The organism is Streptosporangium carneum, assembly GCF_027922005.1.
Classification (GTDB): Bacteria; Actinomycetota; Actinomycetes; order Streptosporangiales; family Streptosporangiaceae; genus Streptosporangium; species Streptosporangium carneum.
This window is the reverse complement of the sequence record NZ_BSEV01000003.1, coordinates 323,852-342,454: the sequence shown is the minus strand read 5'-3', so window position 1 is coordinate 342,454 and position 18,603 is coordinate 323,852. Positions and strand designations below refer to the sequence as shown.

At 72.7% G+C, this 18,603-nt stretch carries 16 protein-coding genes; 10 read left to right on the top strand and 6 right to left on the bottom strand.

What is annotated here, in order from left to right:
• Nucleotides 1–19: 19 nt before the first annotated feature.
• From PKF00_RS11000 to PKF00_RS10990, 3 genes are read right to left on the bottom strand one after another with little or no spacing between them, the layout of a single operon-like run.
• Nucleotides 20–1,636, bottom strand: a complete 1,617-nt coding sequence (locus tag PKF00_RS11000) for a VWA domain-containing protein (RefSeq protein WP_271217324.1) — start codon at nt 1,634–1,636, stop codon at nt 20–22.
• Entirely contained in the window at nt 1,633–2,787 is a 1,155-nt protein-coding gene (locus PKF00_RS10995; RefSeq protein ID WP_271217323.1) for a toxic anion resistance protein, read from the bottom strand. The genes PKF00_RS11000 and PKF00_RS10995 overlap by 4 nt, the downstream gene beginning before the upstream one ends.
• Nucleotide 2,788: 1 nt before the next feature.
• Nucleotides 2,789–3,901 carry a hypothetical protein gene (locus tag PKF00_RS10990; RefSeq protein ID WP_271217322.1) on the bottom strand — a complete coding sequence of 371 codons (1,113 nt, stop codon included), beginning with the start codon at nt 3,899–3,901 and terminating at the stop codon, nt 2,789–2,791.
• A gap of 136 nt (nt 3,902–4,037) precedes the next feature.
• Between PKF00_RS10990 and PKF00_RS10985 the strand changes: the two genes are divergently transcribed.
• The gene (locus PKF00_RS10985) at nt 4,038–5,600 is read left to right on the top strand and encodes a bifunctional phosphatase PAP2/diacylglycerol kinase family protein (RefSeq protein ID WP_271217321.1); all 1,563 of its coding nucleotides are present in this window, start codon (nt 4,038–4,040) and stop codon (nt 5,598–5,600) included.
• A 312-nt stretch (nt 5,601–5,912) separates the two neighbouring features.
• Nucleotides 5,913–6,914, top strand: a complete 1,002-nt coding sequence (locus PKF00_RS10980) for a hypothetical protein (protein WP_271217320.1) — start codon at nt 5,913–5,915, stop codon at nt 6,912–6,914.
• 97 nt (nt 6,915–7,011) lie between these two features.
• Here the strand turns inward: PKF00_RS10980 and PKF00_RS10975 are convergent, their stop codons facing one another.
• Together PKF00_RS10975 and PKF00_RS10970 are read right to left on the bottom strand one after the other, a co-directional pair.
• Nucleotides 7,012–7,293 carry a TFIIB-type zinc ribbon-containing protein gene (locus PKF00_RS10975; protein ID WP_271217319.1) on the bottom strand — a complete coding sequence of 94 codons (282 nt, stop codon included), beginning with the start codon at nt 7,291–7,293 and terminating at the stop codon, nt 7,012–7,014.
• Between the two features lie 46 nt (nt 7,294–7,339).
• Nucleotides 7,340–8,281, bottom strand: coding sequence for a phosphotransferase family protein (locus PKF00_RS10970; RefSeq protein WP_271217318.1), 942 nt, complete (start codon nt 8,279–8,281; stop codon nt 7,340–7,342).
• A gap of 56 nt (nt 8,282–8,337) precedes the next feature.
• On the opposite strand from PKF00_RS10970, the gene PKF00_RS10965 reads away from it, so the two are divergent.
• The 4 genes from PKF00_RS10965 to PKF00_RS10950 all read left to right on the top strand — a co-directional run bounded on the left by PKF00_RS10965 (nt 8,338) and on the right by PKF00_RS10950 (nt 11,291).
• Nucleotides 8,338–9,237, top strand: a complete 900-nt coding sequence (locus PKF00_RS10965) for a TIGR03619 family F420-dependent LLM class oxidoreductase (RefSeq protein ID WP_271217317.1) — start codon at nt 8,338–8,340, stop codon at nt 9,235–9,237.
• 24 nt (nt 9,238–9,261) lie between these two features.
• Nucleotides 9,262–9,693: a nuclear transport factor 2 family protein gene (locus tag PKF00_RS10960; RefSeq protein WP_271217316.1), complete on the top strand. Its 432-nt coding sequence runs from the start codon at nt 9,262–9,264 to the stop codon at nt 9,691–9,693.
• Between the two features lie 176 nt (nt 9,694–9,869).
• Nucleotides 9,870–10,622 carry an HAD-IIA family hydrolase gene (locus tag PKF00_RS10955; protein WP_271217437.1) on the top strand — a complete coding sequence of 251 codons (753 nt, stop codon included), beginning with the start codon at nt 9,870–9,872 and terminating at the stop codon, nt 10,620–10,622.
• A 36-nt stretch (nt 10,623–10,658) separates the two neighbouring features.
• On the top strand, nt 10,659–11,291 hold the full coding sequence (locus tag PKF00_RS10950; protein ID WP_271217315.1) for a hypothetical protein: 633 nt from the start codon (nt 10,659–10,661) through the stop codon (nt 11,289–11,291).
• Nucleotides 11,292–11,297: 6 nt separating this feature from the next.
• On the opposite strand, the gene PKF00_RS10945 is transcribed toward PKF00_RS10950, so the two are convergent.
• Nucleotides 11,298–14,837 carry a BTAD domain-containing putative transcriptional regulator gene (locus PKF00_RS10945; protein ID WP_271217314.1) on the bottom strand — a complete coding sequence of 1,180 codons (3,540 nt, stop codon included), beginning with the start codon at nt 14,835–14,837 and terminating at the stop codon, nt 11,298–11,300.
• Between the two features lie 238 nt (nt 14,838–15,075).
• On the opposite strand from PKF00_RS10945, the gene PKF00_RS10940 reads away from it, so the two are divergent.
• Genes PKF00_RS10940 through lepB form a run of 4 tightly spaced genes read left to right on the top strand, consistent with a single transcriptional unit; the run spans nt 15,076 to nt 18,603 of the window.
• Nucleotides 15,076–15,633, top strand: a complete 558-nt coding sequence (locus PKF00_RS10940) for a MauE/DoxX family redox-associated membrane protein (protein ID WP_271217313.1) — start codon at nt 15,076–15,078, stop codon at nt 15,631–15,633.
• Nucleotides 15,630–16,166 (top strand): TlpA disulfide reductase family protein, encoded by a 537-nt coding sequence (locus PKF00_RS10935; RefSeq protein ID WP_271217312.1) that lies wholly within the window; start codon nt 15,630–15,632, stop codon nt 16,164–16,166. Before PKF00_RS10940 ends, PKF00_RS10935 begins: the two co-directional genes overlap by 4 nt.
• On the top strand, nt 16,163–18,160 hold the full coding sequence (locus PKF00_RS10930) for an ABC transporter ATP-binding protein (RefSeq protein WP_271217311.1): 1,998 nt from the start codon (nt 16,163–16,165) through the stop codon (nt 18,158–18,160). The genes PKF00_RS10935 and PKF00_RS10930 overlap by 4 nt, the downstream gene beginning before the upstream one ends.
• Entirely contained in the window at nt 18,157–18,603 is a 447-nt protein-coding gene (gene lepB, locus PKF00_RS10925; protein ID WP_271217310.1) for a signal peptidase I, read from the top strand. The genes PKF00_RS10930 and lepB overlap by 4 nt, the downstream gene beginning before the upstream one ends.

The window sequence follows — 18,603 nt, the reverse complement described above, 5'->3', positions numbered from 1 at the left end:
CACATGGGCGGCGCGGTGCTCACTGGTAGCCACGGATCTCCTTGAACGCCGCGGCCAGCGACCCGCTGCGGGCGTCGAAGACGGCGCCGCCGGTCAGCGTGGCGATCTTCTTCATCTCCTCGACGTCGCTGTCGCCGAACAGCACGACGAACGTCCTGATCTGCCGCTGCGCCTCGGGCAGCGTCCGCTGGAACGCCGCGAACTCGTCGTAGGAGATGCCGTTGGTGTTCTCGCCGTCGGTCATCAGCACGATGGAGGTGTAGTGGTCCCGGCTCGCCTTCGGGGCCTGCTCGTAGGCGGTGCGCAGACCGTCGAAGATGGCCGTCCCGCCGCCCGCCCGGAGGTTCTCCGCGTAGGACCTGATCTGGTCGAGGACCGGCTGGGGGTTCTGGTCGGGGAGCGCGAACGACTGCGGCTGCCCGGCCGAGTCGTTGAACGGGATCATGACCACGTTCTCCCGGTTGCGGAAGCGGGAGAACGCGCCGGAGGCCGAGGTGTCGGCGCCGGTGAGGGTGACCAGCGCGTGGCGCAGCGCCTCGATCCTGTCGCCCTCCATCGAGCCGGAGGTGTCCAGCACGAACAGCGCCTGCGCCGGGACCCGCACCTCGTCGAGATAGGCGGTGATCAGCCCGTCCGCGGCGGTCCTGCGGTTGGGGAAGGGCAGTTCCAGCAGCGGGGCGGAGCCGAACTCCGGTCCCGGCCTCACCTCGGGGACGGCGGGCCGCCTGTGGGTGGAGGTCATGATCTGCCGCTGCGTGTCGGGTGTCCGCAGCCAGGCGGCCAGCTTGCCGTACAGCTCCTTCTTCTCCGGCTTCGCCGAGGCCAGCAGGGTCAGCGGGTAGTCCGCCGTGACCACGCCGTCGCTGGGGTAGACCAGGGTCAGCCCCTGCACGCCGAGCAGCACCGACTCGTAGTTCACGATGCCGTCCACCTTGCCCTCTCTGGTGTAGGCGTCGGCCAGCCAGCCCGAGGAGCCCGAGGTCAGGCGTTGCGCGGAGAAGAACTCCTTCAGCCTGGGCGTCACCGCCGCGACCTGCTCGCCGCTCAACGCCTCTCCCGCGTCCGACAGCGCGGCGGCGACCCCGACCAGCGCGGAGAAGCCCGAGTTCGAGGAGGCGGGATTGGTCATGCCGAAGGTGAAGCGTCCCTCGCGCGCCGCGGTCGCGATCTGCTCCCAGCTGACCGGCCTGCCCTCCCAGCCGAGCTCCTTGACCTTGGCGGTCTTGAGGCCGAGCAGCACCGGGGAGGACATGATCCTGGTCTCGGTGGAGAGCCTGGCCCTCGCGCCGTCGATCAGCGACAGGTAGCGGTTCGAGGAGAACCAGATCGCGTCGTAGGAGCCGTCGGCGCCGCCTCCGGCCACCTGCTCGGCGCCGTCCAGGGTGCCGGTGTAGGAGATCTTCACCTTCACCCCGGACCGCTGCAGCATCGGCTCGAGGTCCTTGACCTCGCTGCCCGCCAGCACCCGCAGCACGTCGGGGGCGTCGTCGGAGTCGCCGGAGGAGCACGCCGTCAGCGTGGCGGAGCCGAGCAGCGCCAGCGCGACCACGGCCCGCAGCGCGGCCGACCGCGCCGTCCCGCGGCGCGGGCAGGACAGCGGGGACGCCTGGGAGGGGGAGAGGCGGGGGACGCTCACGAGGCTCCCTCGGCGCGCTCCAGGTAGGTCTTCGCGTGCGCCAGCTCGGTGCTCAGGCTGTCCACGGTGACGGCCATGCTCTCCACGGCCTGCGACCTGAAGTTGTCGATCATGTCCATGGTGGCGTAGACGTTGTCGAACGCCTTGCGCAGCACGTCCATGTCGACGGTGGTCGAGGCCGCCTGTGTCTGGATCGCGCCCGCCTGGGTGCGCAGCATCTCGCTGGTGGCGAGGATCAGGTCGCTGGTCGTGGAGTTGAGCGCGGTGATCTGGTCCAGCACCAGCTTCTGGTTGGCCAGCGCCTGCGCCACGGTCACCGCGGTGCGCAGCGCGGCGACCGTCGTGGTCGTGGCCCGGTCCACGCCCTTGCTGAGCTCCAGGTTGTTCTTGCGCACCAGGTCGAGGGCCAGGTAACCCTGGACGGAGACCGCGAGCTGGGTGAGGATGTCCTGGTGTTTCTGCCGTACGGCGAACAGGGCGTCCGAGCGCAGCGCGGTGGCCTTCTCCGGCTCCGCGGCCTCGAGGGTGAGGATGCGCTCCTCGAGGGCGGCGTCGATCGCCGCGGCCATCACGGCGTACTCCTGCAGGCGGGTCATCGCCTCCCACAGGTTCGCCTTCTCGCCCTCGATCGCGGCGTTGTCCTTCAGCAGCTCGTCCTGGCCCGACTTCAGCGCCCTGATGATGTCGTCCAGATGCTTCTGGGCGGACTGGTACTTGGCGAAGTAGTCGCGGAGCCGGTCGCCGAACGGGATGAGCCCGAGCAGCCTGCGCGGGCCGCTCGCCGCCTGCTTGGGGTCGAGGTCGATCACCGTGCGGCGCAGCGCGACCAGCTGGCCGGCGACCCTGCCCTGGGCGTCCGCCCCCTCGCCCTTGGCCGAGGCCAGGGCGGCGACCGGGCGCTTGAGCATCCGGTTGGCCACCTGGGAGGCGGAGCGGATCTCGGTGTCGCCCATCGAGGAGATGTCGTGCACCTTGCGCGTGAAGTCAGGCGCCCTGTGGTCGAGCGCGCTCAGCTCCGCGGCGAACTGCTGCGCCTTGGCGGCGAGCTCGTTCTCGCGTCCCTCCGCCAGCGGCAGCATGGTCGCCGCCTTCGCGGCGGGCACGGCCGCCACGGGGGCGGGTGGCGTGAGGGTCAGTTCGCTCTCGGCCACGTCACGGCCCTCCTTCGGATTGCGGCACCGCGCCGCTGGCGTACAGCCGGTCGATGTTCGCGATGAGCCCCTCCAGGTGTTCGTAGGTGGGAGGCTCGACCACGTCCACCAGGTCACGCGCCGCCGGGGCCCTGTGCTTGGCGACCAGGTCGGCGAAGGCCTTGGGGTCGGCGGTGCGGAAGCCGTACTGGGCGGCGAGGGTCCTGAGCTCGGGGTCCTCGGTCAGCAGCCGCCCCACCTCGGCCGCCTGCGGTGTGAAGGGCACCAGCGTGTGCTTGCTCAGCACGGTCGGCGAGGGGTACAGCAGCCGCATCTCGGGCTTGATCGAGCCGTCGCCCGCGAACACCCGGGACAGGTACTGGGCCTCGTAGATCATGACCATCGGCGTCTTGCCCGACCCCATGACCAGGTAGTCGTCGAAGGGGGCCTCCGAGGACGACTGCGAGTAGCCCTGGTCGAGGAAGACGGGCGCCACCTTCCCCGCCACCGCGGGCACCTGGGCCGAGGCGGTGACCACGTCCTCGCCGTTGGCGACGTAGCTGGTTATCGCCAGGTACATGGCCGCCGAGTTGGAGGTCCTGACGTCGGTGGTGGTCAGCAGCACCCGTTTGCGCGCGGGGTAGGCGGTGTTGCCCGGCAGTTTGTCCCACCGGGTGCTCTTGGCCACCAGGTCCATGTACTTGGCGACGTCGAGCACCTGGTAGCCCTGGCCCGAGTCGCGTACGAGACCCGCCTTGGTCAGCAGCTCGGCGATCGGCTGGAAGGTCGCCACGGCCATGGGGGAGTAGAAGGGGGAGAAGGTGGTGGCGACCTTGCGATCCTTCTTGATCTTCTCCGCGGCGGGAAGGCTGGAGGGAAAGGCGAACGCGTAGTCGTCGAGCTTCACCTCGGTCGCGATCTGCCGGGATCCGGCGGTGTCCACCTCTACCCGCAGCCCGTGTCTTTCGAACGCGGCGCGCACCCGAGGATCGTCGAAGAAGGGTTTCTTCTCCGAGCCGATCACGCCTCGCACCGTGGTCGGTCCGCTGACGTCGTCCCTGTTTCCCAGGACGACCGCCACGACGACCGCGGCGCCGAGCAGCAGCGCGAGAGCAATGCCGATCGACCGTTTCATTCCACCCCATTTCTGCCGATAGCCCCTCTTGCTTGGAATTATGGGAGGGCGTGAAACGGACGCGCGCCGGATGACGGGGTATGCCAGAGAATTAAGTCTCCGTTAACTGGTTCGTCATTTTCGGGGAAGGCGGGACATGCGGGTGAGATCGTGGTTGAGCGCGCTCGACCGGCGGGTTTTCAGGGCGGTCGCCGACGCGAGGCTCCCCGGCCTGGAAAGGCTCCTGCCGGCCCTGTCGCGCGCGGCGGACAACTCGCTGCTGTGGGCGGGACTCGCCGGAGGGGGCGCGGTCAGCGGGCGCAGGCCGCTGCGCCGCGCGGCCACCCGCGGACTGCTCGCGGTCAGCCTGGCCAGCCCGCTGGTGAACCTGGTCGGCAAACAGGCCTTCCGCCGGGCCAGGCCGTCCCACGAGGGGCTGCCGCTGGCCCGGCTGATCAAGATGCCCACCTCGGCCTCCTTCCCCTCGGGACACTCGGCGTCGGCCGCCGCCTTCGCCACCGCCGTGGCGATCGAGGCCCCTGTCGCGGTCGCCGCGCCCGTCGCGCTGCTCGCCGCGGCGGTCTGCTTCTCCCGCGTCTACACCGGCGTGCACTATCCGGGCGACGTGCTCGTGGGAGCGGGCATCGGCGTGGCGACCGGACTGCTGACCCGGAGGCTGTGGCCCAGGGCCGGTGAGGCGGGGCAGGCCAGGGTCGCCGTCACCGCCCCCTCGGCCAGGTTCGGCCCCGACGGCGAGGGGATGGTCGCCGTGGTCGACGAGGCGGCGGGAGACGGTGCGGCAAGCGGTGCAGGAGGCGGTGCGGCAGGCGGTGCCGGAGACAGCGTGGGAGACGGTGCGGGAGGCGGTGCGGGAGGCGGTGCGGGAGGCGGTGCGGGAGGCGGTGGCGGGGGAACGGCGCGGCTGCTGCGCGCGGCCCTGCCCGAGGCCGAGGTCGTCGAGCCGGAGCCGAGGGCCGAGCTGCGGGCCGTGATGCGCGAGGCCGCCTCACGGGCCAGGGTGCTCGCGGTCGCGGGCGGCGACGGCGTCGTGGCGTGCGCCGCGCAGGAGGCGCTGGAAGCCGGGATCCCGCTGCTGGTCGTGCCCACGGGCGGCCGCGACCGCTTCGCCCGCGCGCTCGGGCTGCTGAGCCTGGAGGACGCCGTGACGGCCTACCGCAACGGGGAGCTCGCCGCGGTCGACGTGGGCGAGGTCGCGGGACGGGCCTTCGTCAACACCGCGAGCCTGGGCGTCTACGCCGAGCTCGCCGACCGCAGGGAGCGCAGGCAGGGGCGGATCGGCAAGTGGCCCGCGCTGCTGTGGGCCATGGCCGAACTGCTCGGCCCCGCGGGCGCGCGCCCCGTCGACCTGGTCGTCGACGGGGTGCCCAGACGGGTCTGGCTGGTGTTCGCGGGCAACTGCGGCTACGAGGCGCGCGGCGCCGCGCCCACCAGGAGGGAGCGCCTCGAGGACGGCCTGCTGGACATCCGCGTGCTCACCGCCGCCGACCGGCTGCCCCGGGCCAGGGCGTTCCTCAGCGTGATCGGCGGCAGGTTCAGGCTGTCGCGCCACTACCGGCAGTGGCGGGCCGACACGCTGCGGATCTCCTGCCCCTCGGGGCCGCTACGGCTGGCGCGCGACGGTGAGACGTTCACCGTCTCCGGTGAGGTGGAGTTCGCCAAGCGTCCGCGGTCGCTGCTGGTGATCCGGCCTACGGGGTGAGGGCTCAGGGCGGCCGAGGGCGAAGAGAAAGCCATTGACGCGAGCCGTACGGTCGCCGGGCTGTTGGGCGTCGCCGAGCGCCGAGCCGCGCTGCCGGCCATCGAGCGAGGAGAGGTCTCCGGGGAGGGCCTCGCCGCCGTTCCTGGAGTCTCTGAAGATCACCCGCAGGCTGGTCCTCGGACGGGACGACACGCTGTCGGAGAATTCGCTGTCATGAACACCGTTATAGAGCTGTCCTGAACACCGTTATAAAAGGGGTGATCCGACTTCGATGTTTGACGGGTCGTGATCGATCGGGCGATAGTGTGGCAGGTGACTGCCCCCCGACTGATCTCATGCGCCGTGGTCACCATGGTGACCCTGAGCGCCTGCACCTCCCTCAGCCCCGGTGACCCCGTGGTCGGCGGCCCCGTCGCGGGCGGCGTGGTGGGCTCGGGATCCGGATCCGGCGTCGGAACGAGCCAGCCCACCGGCACCGCGGCTCCGAGCGGCACGCCCACCGTCGCCGAGATGACCACCGACGCCTATCGGGCCGAGCTCGACAGGGCGCGCGGCCCGATCAGGGACGCCCTCAGGAAGCTGGACTCCACCGGCGGCAAGGGACTCGACAAGCGGCTGCAACAGACGGTCGCCGCGATGGAGAGGGCGGTCTCGGGTCTGGAGACCGTCGTCCCGCCGTCCGCGGTGCAGGCCCCGCACGCGGAGTACGTCGGCACGCTCAGGAGGCTCACCGACGCGCTCGCCGACGCCCAGGACGACGTGCAGGCGCAGGACGTGTGCACCGGGCCCGCCGTGCTCACGGGCGTCGACGAGAGCGGGCGGATCTCCCCGGTGCGCCGCAGCGGGGACGCCCTGGCCGCCCTGGGCGACTATCCGACCGACGTCGTCCCGGTCAAGGTGAGCGGCGAGAAGTCCCGCCGCCTGCGCAACGGCGCCTTCATCAAGTCGGAGGGCCGTCCCGGGCGGGCCTACCTCGAGCTGAAGAACGGCAACAACCAGGACGCGGTCGTGGTGCTGACGCGCGGCAAGAAGAAGGCGATCAGCGTCTACGTCCGCAAGAAGTCCAAGTTCAGGATCCACGGGGTGCGGGACGGCAAGTACAACGTCTTCTACACCCTCGGCGTCGACTGGGATTCCAAGGCCCGCAGCTTCACCCGCTCGTGCACCTTCGAGCAGTTCGGCAAGTCGGTGCGGTTCAGGACGATCCACACCGCCACGCAGATCCGCTGGACCGACTGGACCCTCACGCTCAACGCCGTCGTGGGCGGCACCGTGAAGCCCAAGCGCATCAAGCCGGGCGACTTCCCCGGCTGACCCCGCTCTCCTCGTGAGGGGCCGGGAACGCGAAGACCGCGATCTCCGTCGCGAGATCGCGGTCCCGGTTCCCCCCTGATGGAATCGGGGGGAGAGATCAGGAGGAGAACAGCATCCCGACCCAGCTGCGGTTGCGGTGGTGGCCGTAGTGGCCGTGGTGGGGGGCGCCCCAGGCGGGCGGCGCGCCGTGGTGCATCGGCGGCGGCGGCGGGGGCGGCGGGGGAGCGGAGTGCTGCTGGGACCACTGGCTCTCCATGCGAGTCAGCGTCTCCAACTCGCCGTAGTCCAGGAAGATGCCGCGACAGCCGTCGCACTGGTCGATGTGGACACCGTTGCGCTCATAGGTGCGCATGTTGCCCCGACACTTCGGGCACTGCATCTGGATGATCTCCTTGTCCTGGGGTTGCGTCTGACGTAACCACAACCTACTGCGTGGGCACACTATGGCAGGCGCTTCGGAACTGGACAATCCTTTGACAGGTGTCGACAAGCACCTGCTCGACCTCGTCCAGCGGCCGTCCCTCCCGCTCGGCGTTCGCCACCGCCGCCGCCGTGAGCTGCACGGTCATCGCCTGCGCCGGGAGGTTCAGCCGTTCCCACGGGTCGCCGTCCGCGCCGACGGCCTGTCCGCCCTCCGCGCGGTAGGCGGCCAGGAAACGGTGCCAGACCTCGGGGTCGAGCAGTCCTGCGGCGAACCAGGCGGCGGGCCTGGCCAGATCCCAGGCGGGATCGCCGACTCCCAGATCGTCGACGTCGATGAGGATCCACTCGCCCCTGATCCTGACCAGCTGGCCCATGTGCCAGTCGCCGTGGGTCAGCGAGCCGCGGCCAGATGAGCCGTGAGCCGGCGTCGGGAGCGGGTTCCAGGCCCGGCCCAAGGCCGCCCCGGGCAGGCAGGCCAGGGCCCGGCGCACGACGAGCGCGGCGGCGGAGTCGCCCCTGAGGCGGGCGACCATCGCGGCCACCCGCGCGGGCCCGCCCGCGGGAGGCAGCGGAGGCAGCGCCCCCACCGGCACCGTGTGCAGCCTGGCAAGCAGCCGCGCCGCCGCCTCCCAGGGGGCCGCGTCCGGGGCCGAGTGATCCACCGGGGTCCCGGCGGGCCACACCGTGACCAGCCGGTCCTCGACGACCCCGACCTCCTCCGTGACCGGCTCGAGCATGATCCCGTACAGGGCCCGCCGTCCGACGGCCCGCATCCGCTCGGCCAGCGGCGCCCGATCGGCTCCCGGGGCGTGCGCCTTGACCACGACGGCGCCGGCTCGCACGATGATCACGTCGGGGCGGGTCGGCACCACCTCCGCGGGCGCGGAGCCGTACCGGACGGCGATCCGGCGGAGCTCGTCGATCAGGTCGTCGCTGTCGCTCATCCGGCAAGTGAACCACTGATCGCGACCCTTGCGCAGAGACGCATAAAGTGCATGGCATGAGGATCGGATTCGCGGTGCCCGTCTCGGGGTCCTGGGCGACGCCAGGCAACATGGTGCGGGTCGCCCGCAGGGCCGAGGAGCTCGGCTATCACGAGGTGTGGACCTTCCAACGTCTGCTGTACCCGCAGGGGCACTCGATGGGGCCCGTCTACCGCAGTGTGCACGACCCGGTGGTGACGCTCGCCTACCTGGCCGGGGTGACCGACCGCGTCCGGCTCGGCGTGGCGGTGCTGAACATGCCGTTCACCTCGCCCCCGCTGCTGGCCAAGCAGCTGGCCAGCCTGCAGGCGGTCTCCGGCGGGCGTCTCGACGTCGGCCTGGGCCTCGGCTGGCTGCCCGAGGAGTTCGCCGCCTCCGGGGTGAGCTTCGAGCGGCGGGGGCGGCGCGGCGAGGAGTACATCCACCTGCTGCGGAGGCTCTGGTCGGAGGAGACGGTCGAGCACAAGGGTGAGTTCTACCAGGTGCCGCCCGTGCACCAGAACCCCAAGCCGCAGCCGCAGCCGCCTCTCCTGCTCGGCGGGAGCGCCGAGGTCGCGCTGCGGCGCGCGGGGCGGCTGGCCGACGGCTGGATCAGTTCGAGCCGTGAGGACCTCGACCGCATCGACGAGAGAATCTACATTGTAAAGGAGGCGGCCCGTGCCGCCGGACGGGACCCGGAGACGCTGCGTTTCGTCACCCGCGGGGTCACCCAGATCCGCCCCTCGGGAGCCGCGGAGCGCGTCCCGCTGACCGGTTCGTTCGAGGAGATCCGGCAGGACGTGGCCAGGTTGGAGGCCAAGGGGGTCACCGACGTCTTCCACGACCTCAACTTCGACCCGCAGATCGGCTCGCCGGACGCCGACCCCGAGGAGTCGATGCGCAGGGCGGAGGCGGCGCTGGAGGCCCTCGCACCCTGATCAAGCGTTTGGTTGTATGGAGGCATGAGGGAACGGGAGATCGCGGACCGCCTTGAGATCGGCGACCTGCTCGCCAGGTACGCCCACATCGTCGACGGCGCGGACTGGGCACGGCTCGACCTCGTGTTCACCGCCGACGCGGTGATCGACTACACCGCCGCAGGAGGCGTCAGGGGAAACCGCGAGGAGGCGCGGCGGTGGCTGGCCGAGACGCTGTCCCGCTGGCCGGGTCGGCATCACCTGATCGGCGCGGCGGTCATCAGGTTCGAGGGGGACGAGGCCGTGGTCACGGCCCCGTTCACCGGCACCCTCGCGCCTTCCCGGGACGTGCTCCCCGCCGACGCCTCCGGACTCGTCCAGGCCGGAGGGTGGCACCACCACCGCATGCTCCGCACCCCCTACGGCTGGCGGAGCCGGGAGCTGGTCGAGGAGCTGGCCTGGCGCACCGTGCGGTAGCCGCCTGCCGCCGGCCTGTGAGACGTGGGGGGCGCGGGGGTCTGGCGGCGTGTGGTCCGTCTCCGACCTGTCATCCTTGTTGTCGTGTCTGTGGTGTCATGTCGGTGTTGTCAGTTGGGCTGGAACGCGGGGGAACGGTGAAAGAGCGCAAGCCGATCGAGTGCTGGCTGTCGGACATGGACGGTGTCCTCGTCCACGAGGGGCACCCCGTTCCCGGCGCCGACGAGTTCGTCCGCCGCCTGCGCGAGTCGGGAAAACGGTTCCTCGTGCTCACGAACAACTCCATCTACACCCCGCGTGACCTGGCCGTACGGCTGCGCGCCGCCGGTCTGGAGATCCCCCCTGAGTCGATCTGGACCTCGGCGCTCGCCACCGCGAAGTTCCTGGACGACCAGCGCCCCGGCGGTTCCGCCTATGTGATCGGCGAGGCCGGGCTGACCACCGCCCTGCACGAGGCGGGCTACGTCCTGACCGACATCGACCCCGACTACGTGGTGCTCGGCGAGACCCGGACCTACAGCTTCACCCAGATCACCCGTGCCATCCGGCTGATCGAGAACGGCGCCCGCTTCATCGCGACCAACCCGGATCCGGTCGGCCCGTCCACCGAGGGCTCCCTGCCCGCCTGCGGCGCGGTCGCGGCGATGATCACCAAGGCGACCGGCGTGCAGCCCTACTTCGTCGGCAAGCCCAACCCGATGATGATGCGCAGCGCCCTGCGGGCCATCGACGGCCACAGTGAGAGCACCGCCATGATCGGTGACCGGATGGACACCGACATCGTCTCCGGCATGGAGGCGGGGCTGCACACGATCCTGGTGCTCAGCGGCGTTATGACCAAGGACCGGATAGACCGCTACCCCTTCCGCCCGTCCCAGGTGGTCGACTCGGTCGCCGACCTGATCGACATGGTCGAGGACGGTACCTGACGTCACCTGTCACCTTTCGGTGCGAGGCTGCGGGACATGACACGCGTTTATCTGGAGATCGGCCCCAAGAAGGTCTTCGCCTGCTCGGCCGAGTGGCCGGGCTGGTGCCGCATCGGCGGCTCGGAGGAGGCGGCGCTGGACGCGCTCGCCGACTATGCGCCGCGCTACCGGACGGTCGCGGAACGGGCGGGCCTGACCTTCGAACCCGGCGCCCCGGTGGTCGTCGAGCGCGCGAAGGGGGGAACGACCACGGACTTCGGGGCGATCGAGGCGATCCCCGAGCTGGACGGTGAGCCCGTCGGGGCGGCCGAGGCGGAGCGGAGCGTCGCACTGGTCAGGGCGGCGTGGGAGCTCTTCGAGGAGGCCGTGGCGGGCTCGCCGCAGGAACTGCGCAAGGGCCCGCGCGGCGGTGGCAGGGACCGGGACAAGATGGCCGCCCACGTGGTCGAGGCCGAGCGCGCGTACGCCCGCAAGGTGGGGGTCAGGCACAGGCCGTTCCGCGACGCCACGGGCCTGGCGGCCATGCGTGAGGAGCTCGCCGAGGTGCTGGCCAGGCCCTCGGACGGAGCCCCGGTCGTCCCCGGCGGCTGGCCCGCCCGTTACACGGCCCGCCGCGTCGCCTGGCACGTGATCGACCACCTCTGGGAGATGGAGGACCGCCGCACCTGATCGCGGTCAGTGCGCGTGGGGGGCTGAGTCCCCGGGGAAGGCGGGGGCGGCGGTCGCCGCGATGCCCGCCAGCAGGTCGCGGGTCCTGGCCTCGCCCGGCGCGTGGCCCGTCTCCCGGTGCGCGTCCAGCGCCAGCCCGGCGTCGCGGCCGGCTCCTTCCAGGTCGTGCAGCCCGTATCGGGCCTGGGCCCGCGCGGTCAGGGCCTGCCCCTCGTGCATCCGGTATCCGGCGCCGACGGCGATCGCCAGGGCCAGGTCGGCCTGCCGGACCGCCGCGCCGTACTCGCCGAGGGCGTTCGAGCAGGCCGCGAGCCCCAGCAGCGCCTTCATCTCGGGATACCTGTTGCCCGCGGCCCGCGCGGTGCTCAGCGCCTCCTGCTGGTGCTCCACGGCGGACGTGACGTCGCCGACGTGCTGGCAGACGGTGCCGAGCGTGTTGAGGGCGTCGGCGACCAGCCGCCGGTGCCCGGTCTGCCAGGCCGCGGCCAGCGCGTCCTTGGCCAGGTCGAGGGCCTCCCCGAGCCGTCCCGCGTCGCGGTGGACCGCGGCGAGGTTGCGCATGGTGTCGGCCTCGTTCCCCCGGTTGCCCACCTGCCGGTGCAGCGCGAGCGCCGCCACGAGGTCGTCGTGCGCCGCGTCCAGCAGGCCCATGAAGTGCTTCACCTCGCCCAGCACGGCGAGGTTGTTCGCCTCTCCGCCCCGGTGACCGAGACGGCGGCACACGGCCAGGGAGCGGTCGAGGCAGTCGGCGGCCTGACGCAGGCGGCCCATCTCGAGGTAGACGCAGCCCAGGTTGCCGAGGTTGACGGCCTGCCTCTCCTCGCTCCCGACCTTGACGTTGAGTTCGAGGGCTCGCGTGAGATAGTCGCCGGCCTGCGCCAGCATGCCGAGGTCGGCGTGCGTGGCGCCCAGGTTGCCGAGGACGGCGGTCTGCCCCTCGTGCCAGCCCACGCTCTCCGCCAGTTCCAGGGCGAGCGTGTAGCGCCGGATGGCCTGGCGATGCCGTCCCTGGAAGCCGTGCAGGCCCGCCAGGCTGAGCTGGAGCACGGCCTGCGCCCTGCGCTCTCCCGCGGCCTCCGCGGCGGCGAGCCCCGCCTGCGCCGCCGTCGCCCAGTCGACGGCGCTGTGCCGCATGAAGAAGTATCCCCGCAGCGTGTCCGCGATGAGCCAGGCCAGCTCGTGCGGCCCGTTCGCCGCGGTGGACGTGACGGCGGCCACCAGGTTCTGCGCCTCGGCGTCGAGCCAGGCGGAGGCGGCCTCGTGGTCGTCGAAGCGCGAGGGTGAGGGCGTGACCTCGGCGGGCGGCAGCTCCAGACGCATGAACTGCGGGTACAGCAGCCTGGCCGCGACGTCGGCCGTGGCCAGGTAGTGCCGGTGCAGGCGGGTGAGCGCGGCCAGGCGATCCTCCTCGGTCTCCTCGGCCCGCGCGTACTCGGCCGCGCACAGGCGCAGCAGGTCGTGCTGGGCGAACCGTCCCGGCGCGTGCTCGTCCACCAGGTGCGCCGCCGTCAGGACGCCCATCAGCTCGGCGGCCCCGGCCTGTGCGGCGCCCGTGAGCGCGGCCGCCGCCGCGATCGTGACGTCGGGGCCCGTGACGGTTCCGAGCAGCCGGAAGAGCCGCCGCGCGGGGTCGGGCATGGCGGTGTACGACAGCCGGAAGGCGGCCCTGACGGCGGACTCGGGGTCTCCCGGCACTTCGAGCGCGCTGAGCCTGTTGCCCGCGCGCAGCTCCTCGGCGTACTCCGCGACCGTCCTGTGCCTGCTGCCGAGAAGGTTGGCGGCGGCGATGCGCAGCGCGAGCGGCAGGTGCCCGCAGAGCGTGGCGAGGTCGAGCGCCGCGGAGGGCTCCGCCCGCGTCCTGGCCGCGCCGAGCAGGCGGGTCAGGAGAGTGCGCGACTCCTGCGGGGACAGCGCCTCCAGGGGCACCCGGTGCGCCCCGTCGCGCGCGACGAGCCCGGCCAGGGCGTCGCGGCTGGTGATGACGGCGACCGATCCCGCGCTCCCCGGCAGCAGCGGCCTCACCTGCTCGGGGCCCGCCGCGTTGTCCAGCAGGACGAGCACGCGCCTGCCGGAGAGCAGGGTGCGGTAGAGCGCCGCGGCCTCCTCCTGGTCGGAGGGCGCCTGGTCCGGCGGCACGCCGAGGGAGTGCAGGAAGCGCGACAACACGTCGGCGGGCCGCAACGGGCCCTCGGCCGCGTATCCCCTGAGGTTCACGTGCAGCTGCCCGTCGGGGAACCGCTCCCGCACGCGGTGCGCCCAGCGCACCGCCAGAGCGGTCTTGCCGACGCCCGCGGTTCCGGTGATCACCGCGATCGTCAGGGTCTTGTCGTGCCTGGCCAGCAGCCTGTCCAGGTCCCGGAGCGCCGCGGCGCGTCCGGTGAAGGCGGCGACTCCGGCGGGCAGCTGGGCGGGCGGCCGGGCGGACGGCTCGGGGAGCGGTCCGGGGGGCGGTCCGAGGGGCGGAGGCGGTTTTGGGGACGCCGCGCCCCGGCCCTGCCTTCGCGACGCGCCCGCGGCGTCGCCGCCGGCCGCCGGGCGGCCTCTGAGGATGCGCAGATGCGCCGCGCGCAGCTCGGCACCGGGTTCCACGCCCAGTTCGTCGGCCAGCCTGGCCCGGACGCCGGTGAACAGGCGCAGCGCGACGGCCTGTTCGCCGCAGCCCGCGAGCGCCGTCATGAGCCGGGCGGTCAGCCCCTCGTGCAGGGGCTCGTCGTTCACCAGAGGCCACAGCGACTCGGCGACGTGCTGGTGGTCCGCCACGGCCGCCGCCGTGTCCGCGTAGCCGAGAGCCGCCTCGACGCGGCGGCGGGAGGCCGCGATCGCGGCGGGGTGGGCGCGAAGCGTGTCGGGCGCCCCGGCCAGCACCGGGCCGCGCCAGCACCGTAAGGCCTCGGCCAGCAGCTCCCGCGCCCCGTCGCGGTCTCCCGCGGCCCCCGCCCGTTCGGCTCGCAGGCACAGCGTGTCGAACCGGCCGAGGTCGACCTGCTCGTCGGCCAGGTCGAGGACGTATCCGTCCGGCGTGCGGCGGACCGTCAACGCCGTCGCCCTGGTCTCCCGTTCGGGCTCCAGCCTGGCCCGCAGCCTGCCGACGTACACCTGGATCAGGTTGACGCACGTCCGCGGCGGGTTGTGCCCCCACAGCACGTCGACGATCTCCTCGGTCGGGACCGGGCTCCGCCGCCGCAGCGCGAGGAGGCCGAGCAGGGTCCTGGGCATGGCGGATCCGATCTCCAGCGCGACGCCGTCCCGCCGTACGGACAGCGCGCCCAGCACGCCGATCCACAGGCCCGTCTCCGCCGTACGGCTCCGCGGCGGCTCGAAGCCCGCGAGCAGTTCGCGCCGCTCGGCGTCCTGGACCGGCAGGGCGGACAGCAGCCGCTCCAGGGAGGCCTGCTGGGGGCGGCTCACCCTTCCCTGCTCGATGTCGCGGATCGTGCGAACGCTCAGGCCCGCCCGTGAGGCGAGTTCGTGCTGGCTCCATCCGGCGGCCGTCCGCCTGCGTCGAAGCGCCTCGCCGGCCGAGACCTGTGCCGGTCGTCCCTGCATGGCCACACGCATCTCCTGTCGCACTCGCGTCGACAACGCGTACTGCTGCCGGAATTTCTGCCGGTTCTGCCGCCCGGCCCCGTGACGGGCCGCCGCATGACGGCGTTTCCCCTGGATGGGGCGCGGATCGGCGATTCCGGGGGGTCCGTCGATCTGTTAAGAAGCTTTTCAGTAAAGTACACGGTGCGGCTCCCTACCGTCATGACCGAAAACATCGGTTCGCGGGGCGGGAGCAGCTGTGGAGTATGTCGCGATCGGGTGCGGCGTCGTGCAGGCCGTCGTGTTCGCCGTCGCCGTGGCGGGCAAGACGCGTGGGGCGGGGGCCTTTCACGCGTTCGCCCGTTCCCTGGTCGAGACACGCCTGGTGAAACGCAGGTGGCGTACGGGTGCCGCCACCTGCGTGATCCTGGCCGAGGCGGCGGTGGCGCCGCTGCTTCTCGCGCCCGGCTCCGCCGCCTTCGGCTTCGCGGTCGCCGCCTCGCTGAGCGCGTTGTTCACCGGCGCGGTCGCGCTGACCCTCCTGCGGCGGATACGGGCGTCGTGCCTGTGTTTCGGCGCGCGGCGGAGCCCGATGGGGTGGCCCCACGTGGTCCGAAACGCGATCCTGACCGCCGTCGGCGTGCTCGGCCACGCCGCCACGACCGCCGTCTCCGCCGCCTCACCCCCGGTTCACGCGGAGGGCGTCGTGGTCGCCGTCCTCGCGGGCGCGGTCGGGGCGCTCCTGCTCATCCGATTCGACGACCTCGCGCACATCTTCCAGCCGGTCGACTCCCCTGATAGGAGCGTGCTCCGATGACGTACCTCGTCGCCGCAACCGTGCTCAGCACGGCGCTGACGGTGCTGAACCTTGTCGTGCTGCTGGGAGTCGTCGCGCGGCTGCGCGTGCTCACGGCGGCCGGGACGCGGGGGCGGGAGGGGCATGAGGCTCCCCAGCCCGTGCTGCCGCCGGGCGCGACGCCGGAGGCGTTCACCGCCGTCGACGTCGACGGCGAACCCGTCGACGCGCGGGGCGTCCGCCTGGTGGGTTTCTTCACCCCCCACTGCTCGCTGTGCCACGAACGGATGCCGCAGGTGCTGGAGTACGCCGAGCGCGGCGGGCTGCGCCGTGAGGACGTGCTGGCCGTGGTGATCGGCGACGGGGAGGAGACGGCCGAGCTCGTCGCGGAGCTCGGCCCGGTGGCGCGTGTCGTCGCGGAGGAGAGCGGAGGCACGGTGTTCAGGGCGTTCGGGGTGAAGGGGCTGCCGGCGATGTACCTGATGGACGACCAGGGCGTGATCCGCGCCTCCGGCACCGACCTGACCGGCTTCCCGGTCGTCGTCCCGGCGTGAGCCGGCCTCCGGCCGCGGGCGGGGCCGACGGCGTGAGCCGTGCGCCCGACGCGGGACGTGCCGCGGGTGCGAACCGTGCGCCTGACGCGGAGCGTGCCGCGGGTGCGAACCGTGCGCCTGACGCGGAGCGTGCCGCGGGTGAGGGCCGTGCGCCCGACGAAGGCCGGGCCCCGGGGACGCGCGCCCTTCTCGGGCATGTCGGGGCCGCGGCGGCACTGGCCTGGCGCGGCGGCCCGGGACACCTGGGCGCGCAGGCGGCGCTCGCCTGCGCCTCGGGGCTCGCGCCCGTGCTGACCGCCTGGTTCACCAAGATCGTCCTGGACCGGCTCGCCGAGCCGGGGGTCACCACGCCCGCGTTGCTGCCGTACGCGGTCGGCCTGCTGGTCCTGGGCGCGCTGGCCGGGACCGTCCCGCATCTGGCGGGGTACGCCGAGGCGGAGCTGGAGCGCCGGGTGGGGCTGCTGGCCAGGGACCGGCTGTACACGGCCGTGAACCGGCTGCCCGGCCTCGTCCGCCTCGAGGATCCCGCGTTCCAGGACAGGCTGCACCTCGCCGAGCAGGCGAGCCGATCGGGCCCCGGGCGTCTGGTGACGAGCGTCCTCGGCCTGGCGCAGGGGGCCATCGTGATCGGCGGCTTCCTCCTCGCCCTGACGAGTGTGAGCCCCGTCGCCGCGGGACTGGTGCTGCTGACGGCGGCGCCGCTCGTCCGCGTGCACCTCCAGCTCAGCCGCGAGCAGGCCGCGATGCTCTGGAGCACGGGACACGGCCGGCGACGCGAGCTGTTCTTCGCCCGCCTGCTGAGCATGCCGCACGCGGCCAAGGAGGTGCGCCTGTTCGGCCTCGGCGACTTCTTCCGCGACCGCATGCTGGACGAGCTGCGCGCGGTGAACGCCGAACAGCGCGGGGTCGGGCTGCGCCAGCTGCGCGGTCAGGGCGCGCTGGCGCTGATGGCGGCGGTGATCGCGGGCGCCGGACTGATCTGGATCATCGGCGAGGCGGTCGCGGGCAGGGCCACCGTGGGCGACCTGTCGGTGTTCGTGGCGGCCGTGGCGGGAACACAGGCCGCTCTGGCGGGCGCGGTGCAGCGCGTCGCCTCGGCGCACCAGGCACTGCTGCTGTTCGGCCACTACCGGGCGGTGCTCGAGGCGGAGCCGGACCTGCCGAGACGCCCCCGCCCCTCGGCGACGCCCGCGCTCAGCCGGGGGGTCGAGCTGCGGGACGTCTGGTTCCGCTACAGCCAGGAGCAGCCGTGGACGCTGCGCGGAGTCGACCTGACCATCCCGAGGGGGCGGTCGCTCGCGCTGGTCGGCCTCAACGGCGCGGGCAAGAGCACCCTGGTCAAGCTGCTGTGCCGCTTCTACGACCCGGACCGGGGATCCATCCGGTGGGACGGCGTCGACCTGCGGGATCTGGACCCCGACGCGCTGCGCGAGCGGATGGGCGCGGTCTTCCAGGACTTCGGCGCCTACGACCTGAGCGTCGCGGAGAACATCGCCGTCGGCGACCTCTCCGCGCTCGGAGACCGCGCGCGCCTCGAGGCCGCGGCGGGGCGCGCCGGTGCCGCCCCGATGGTCCGGGAGCTGCCGAGAGGGTACGACACGTTGCTGACCAAGGTGTTCTTCCGCGGCTCCGCGGGCGAGGAGGACCAGACCGGGGTGACCCTGTCGGGCGGGCAGTGGCAGCGGGTGGCCCTGGCCAGAGGGCTCCTGCGGGACCGGTGCGACCTCATGATCCTCGACGAGCCCAGCTCGGGGCTCGACCCGCAGGCGGAACACGAGGTGCACACCGCTCTGCGCGAGCACCGGGAGGGCCGTACCACATTGCTGATCTCGCACCGGCTGAGCGCCGTCCGCGACGCGGACGCGATCGCCGTGCTCGCCGAGGGGCGGATCGTGGAACTCGGCGGCCACGACGACCTGATGCGCGCGGGCGGCCGCTACGCGGAGCTCTTCGAGACGCAGGCCCGGGGATACGCCCCGGCGGGCACGTCGTGATCGCGATCGTGCTGGGAGTCTGCGGGGCGTGCGCGCTCGCCCTCGTGGCGCTGCGGCGGCGCTTCCTCACGGTCACCGTCAGCGGCCGGAGCATGGAGCCCACGCTGCGGCACGGCGACCGGGTCCTGGTGCGCAGGACGGGCGTCGGCGCCGTGCGCGCGGGCGAGCTCGCGGTCATGGCCGCGCCGCCGGGGACGGGCCGGGACTGGATGGTCAAACGGGTGATCGCCGTGCCCGGCGACCCGGTTCCGCGCGAGGCGGTCCCCGCTCTGGCCCGCACCCGGGACCCCGCCGTGCCCGCCGACCGCCTCGTCGTCGTCGGCGACAACCTCGCGCTCAGCCTCGATTCACGCGGGTTTGGCTACGTGCACGCCAGGCAGCTGCTCGGCGTGGTCGTCCGCCACCTGCCACGGTCTCCGAGCCGGCACTCCGCCGGCCGGTGA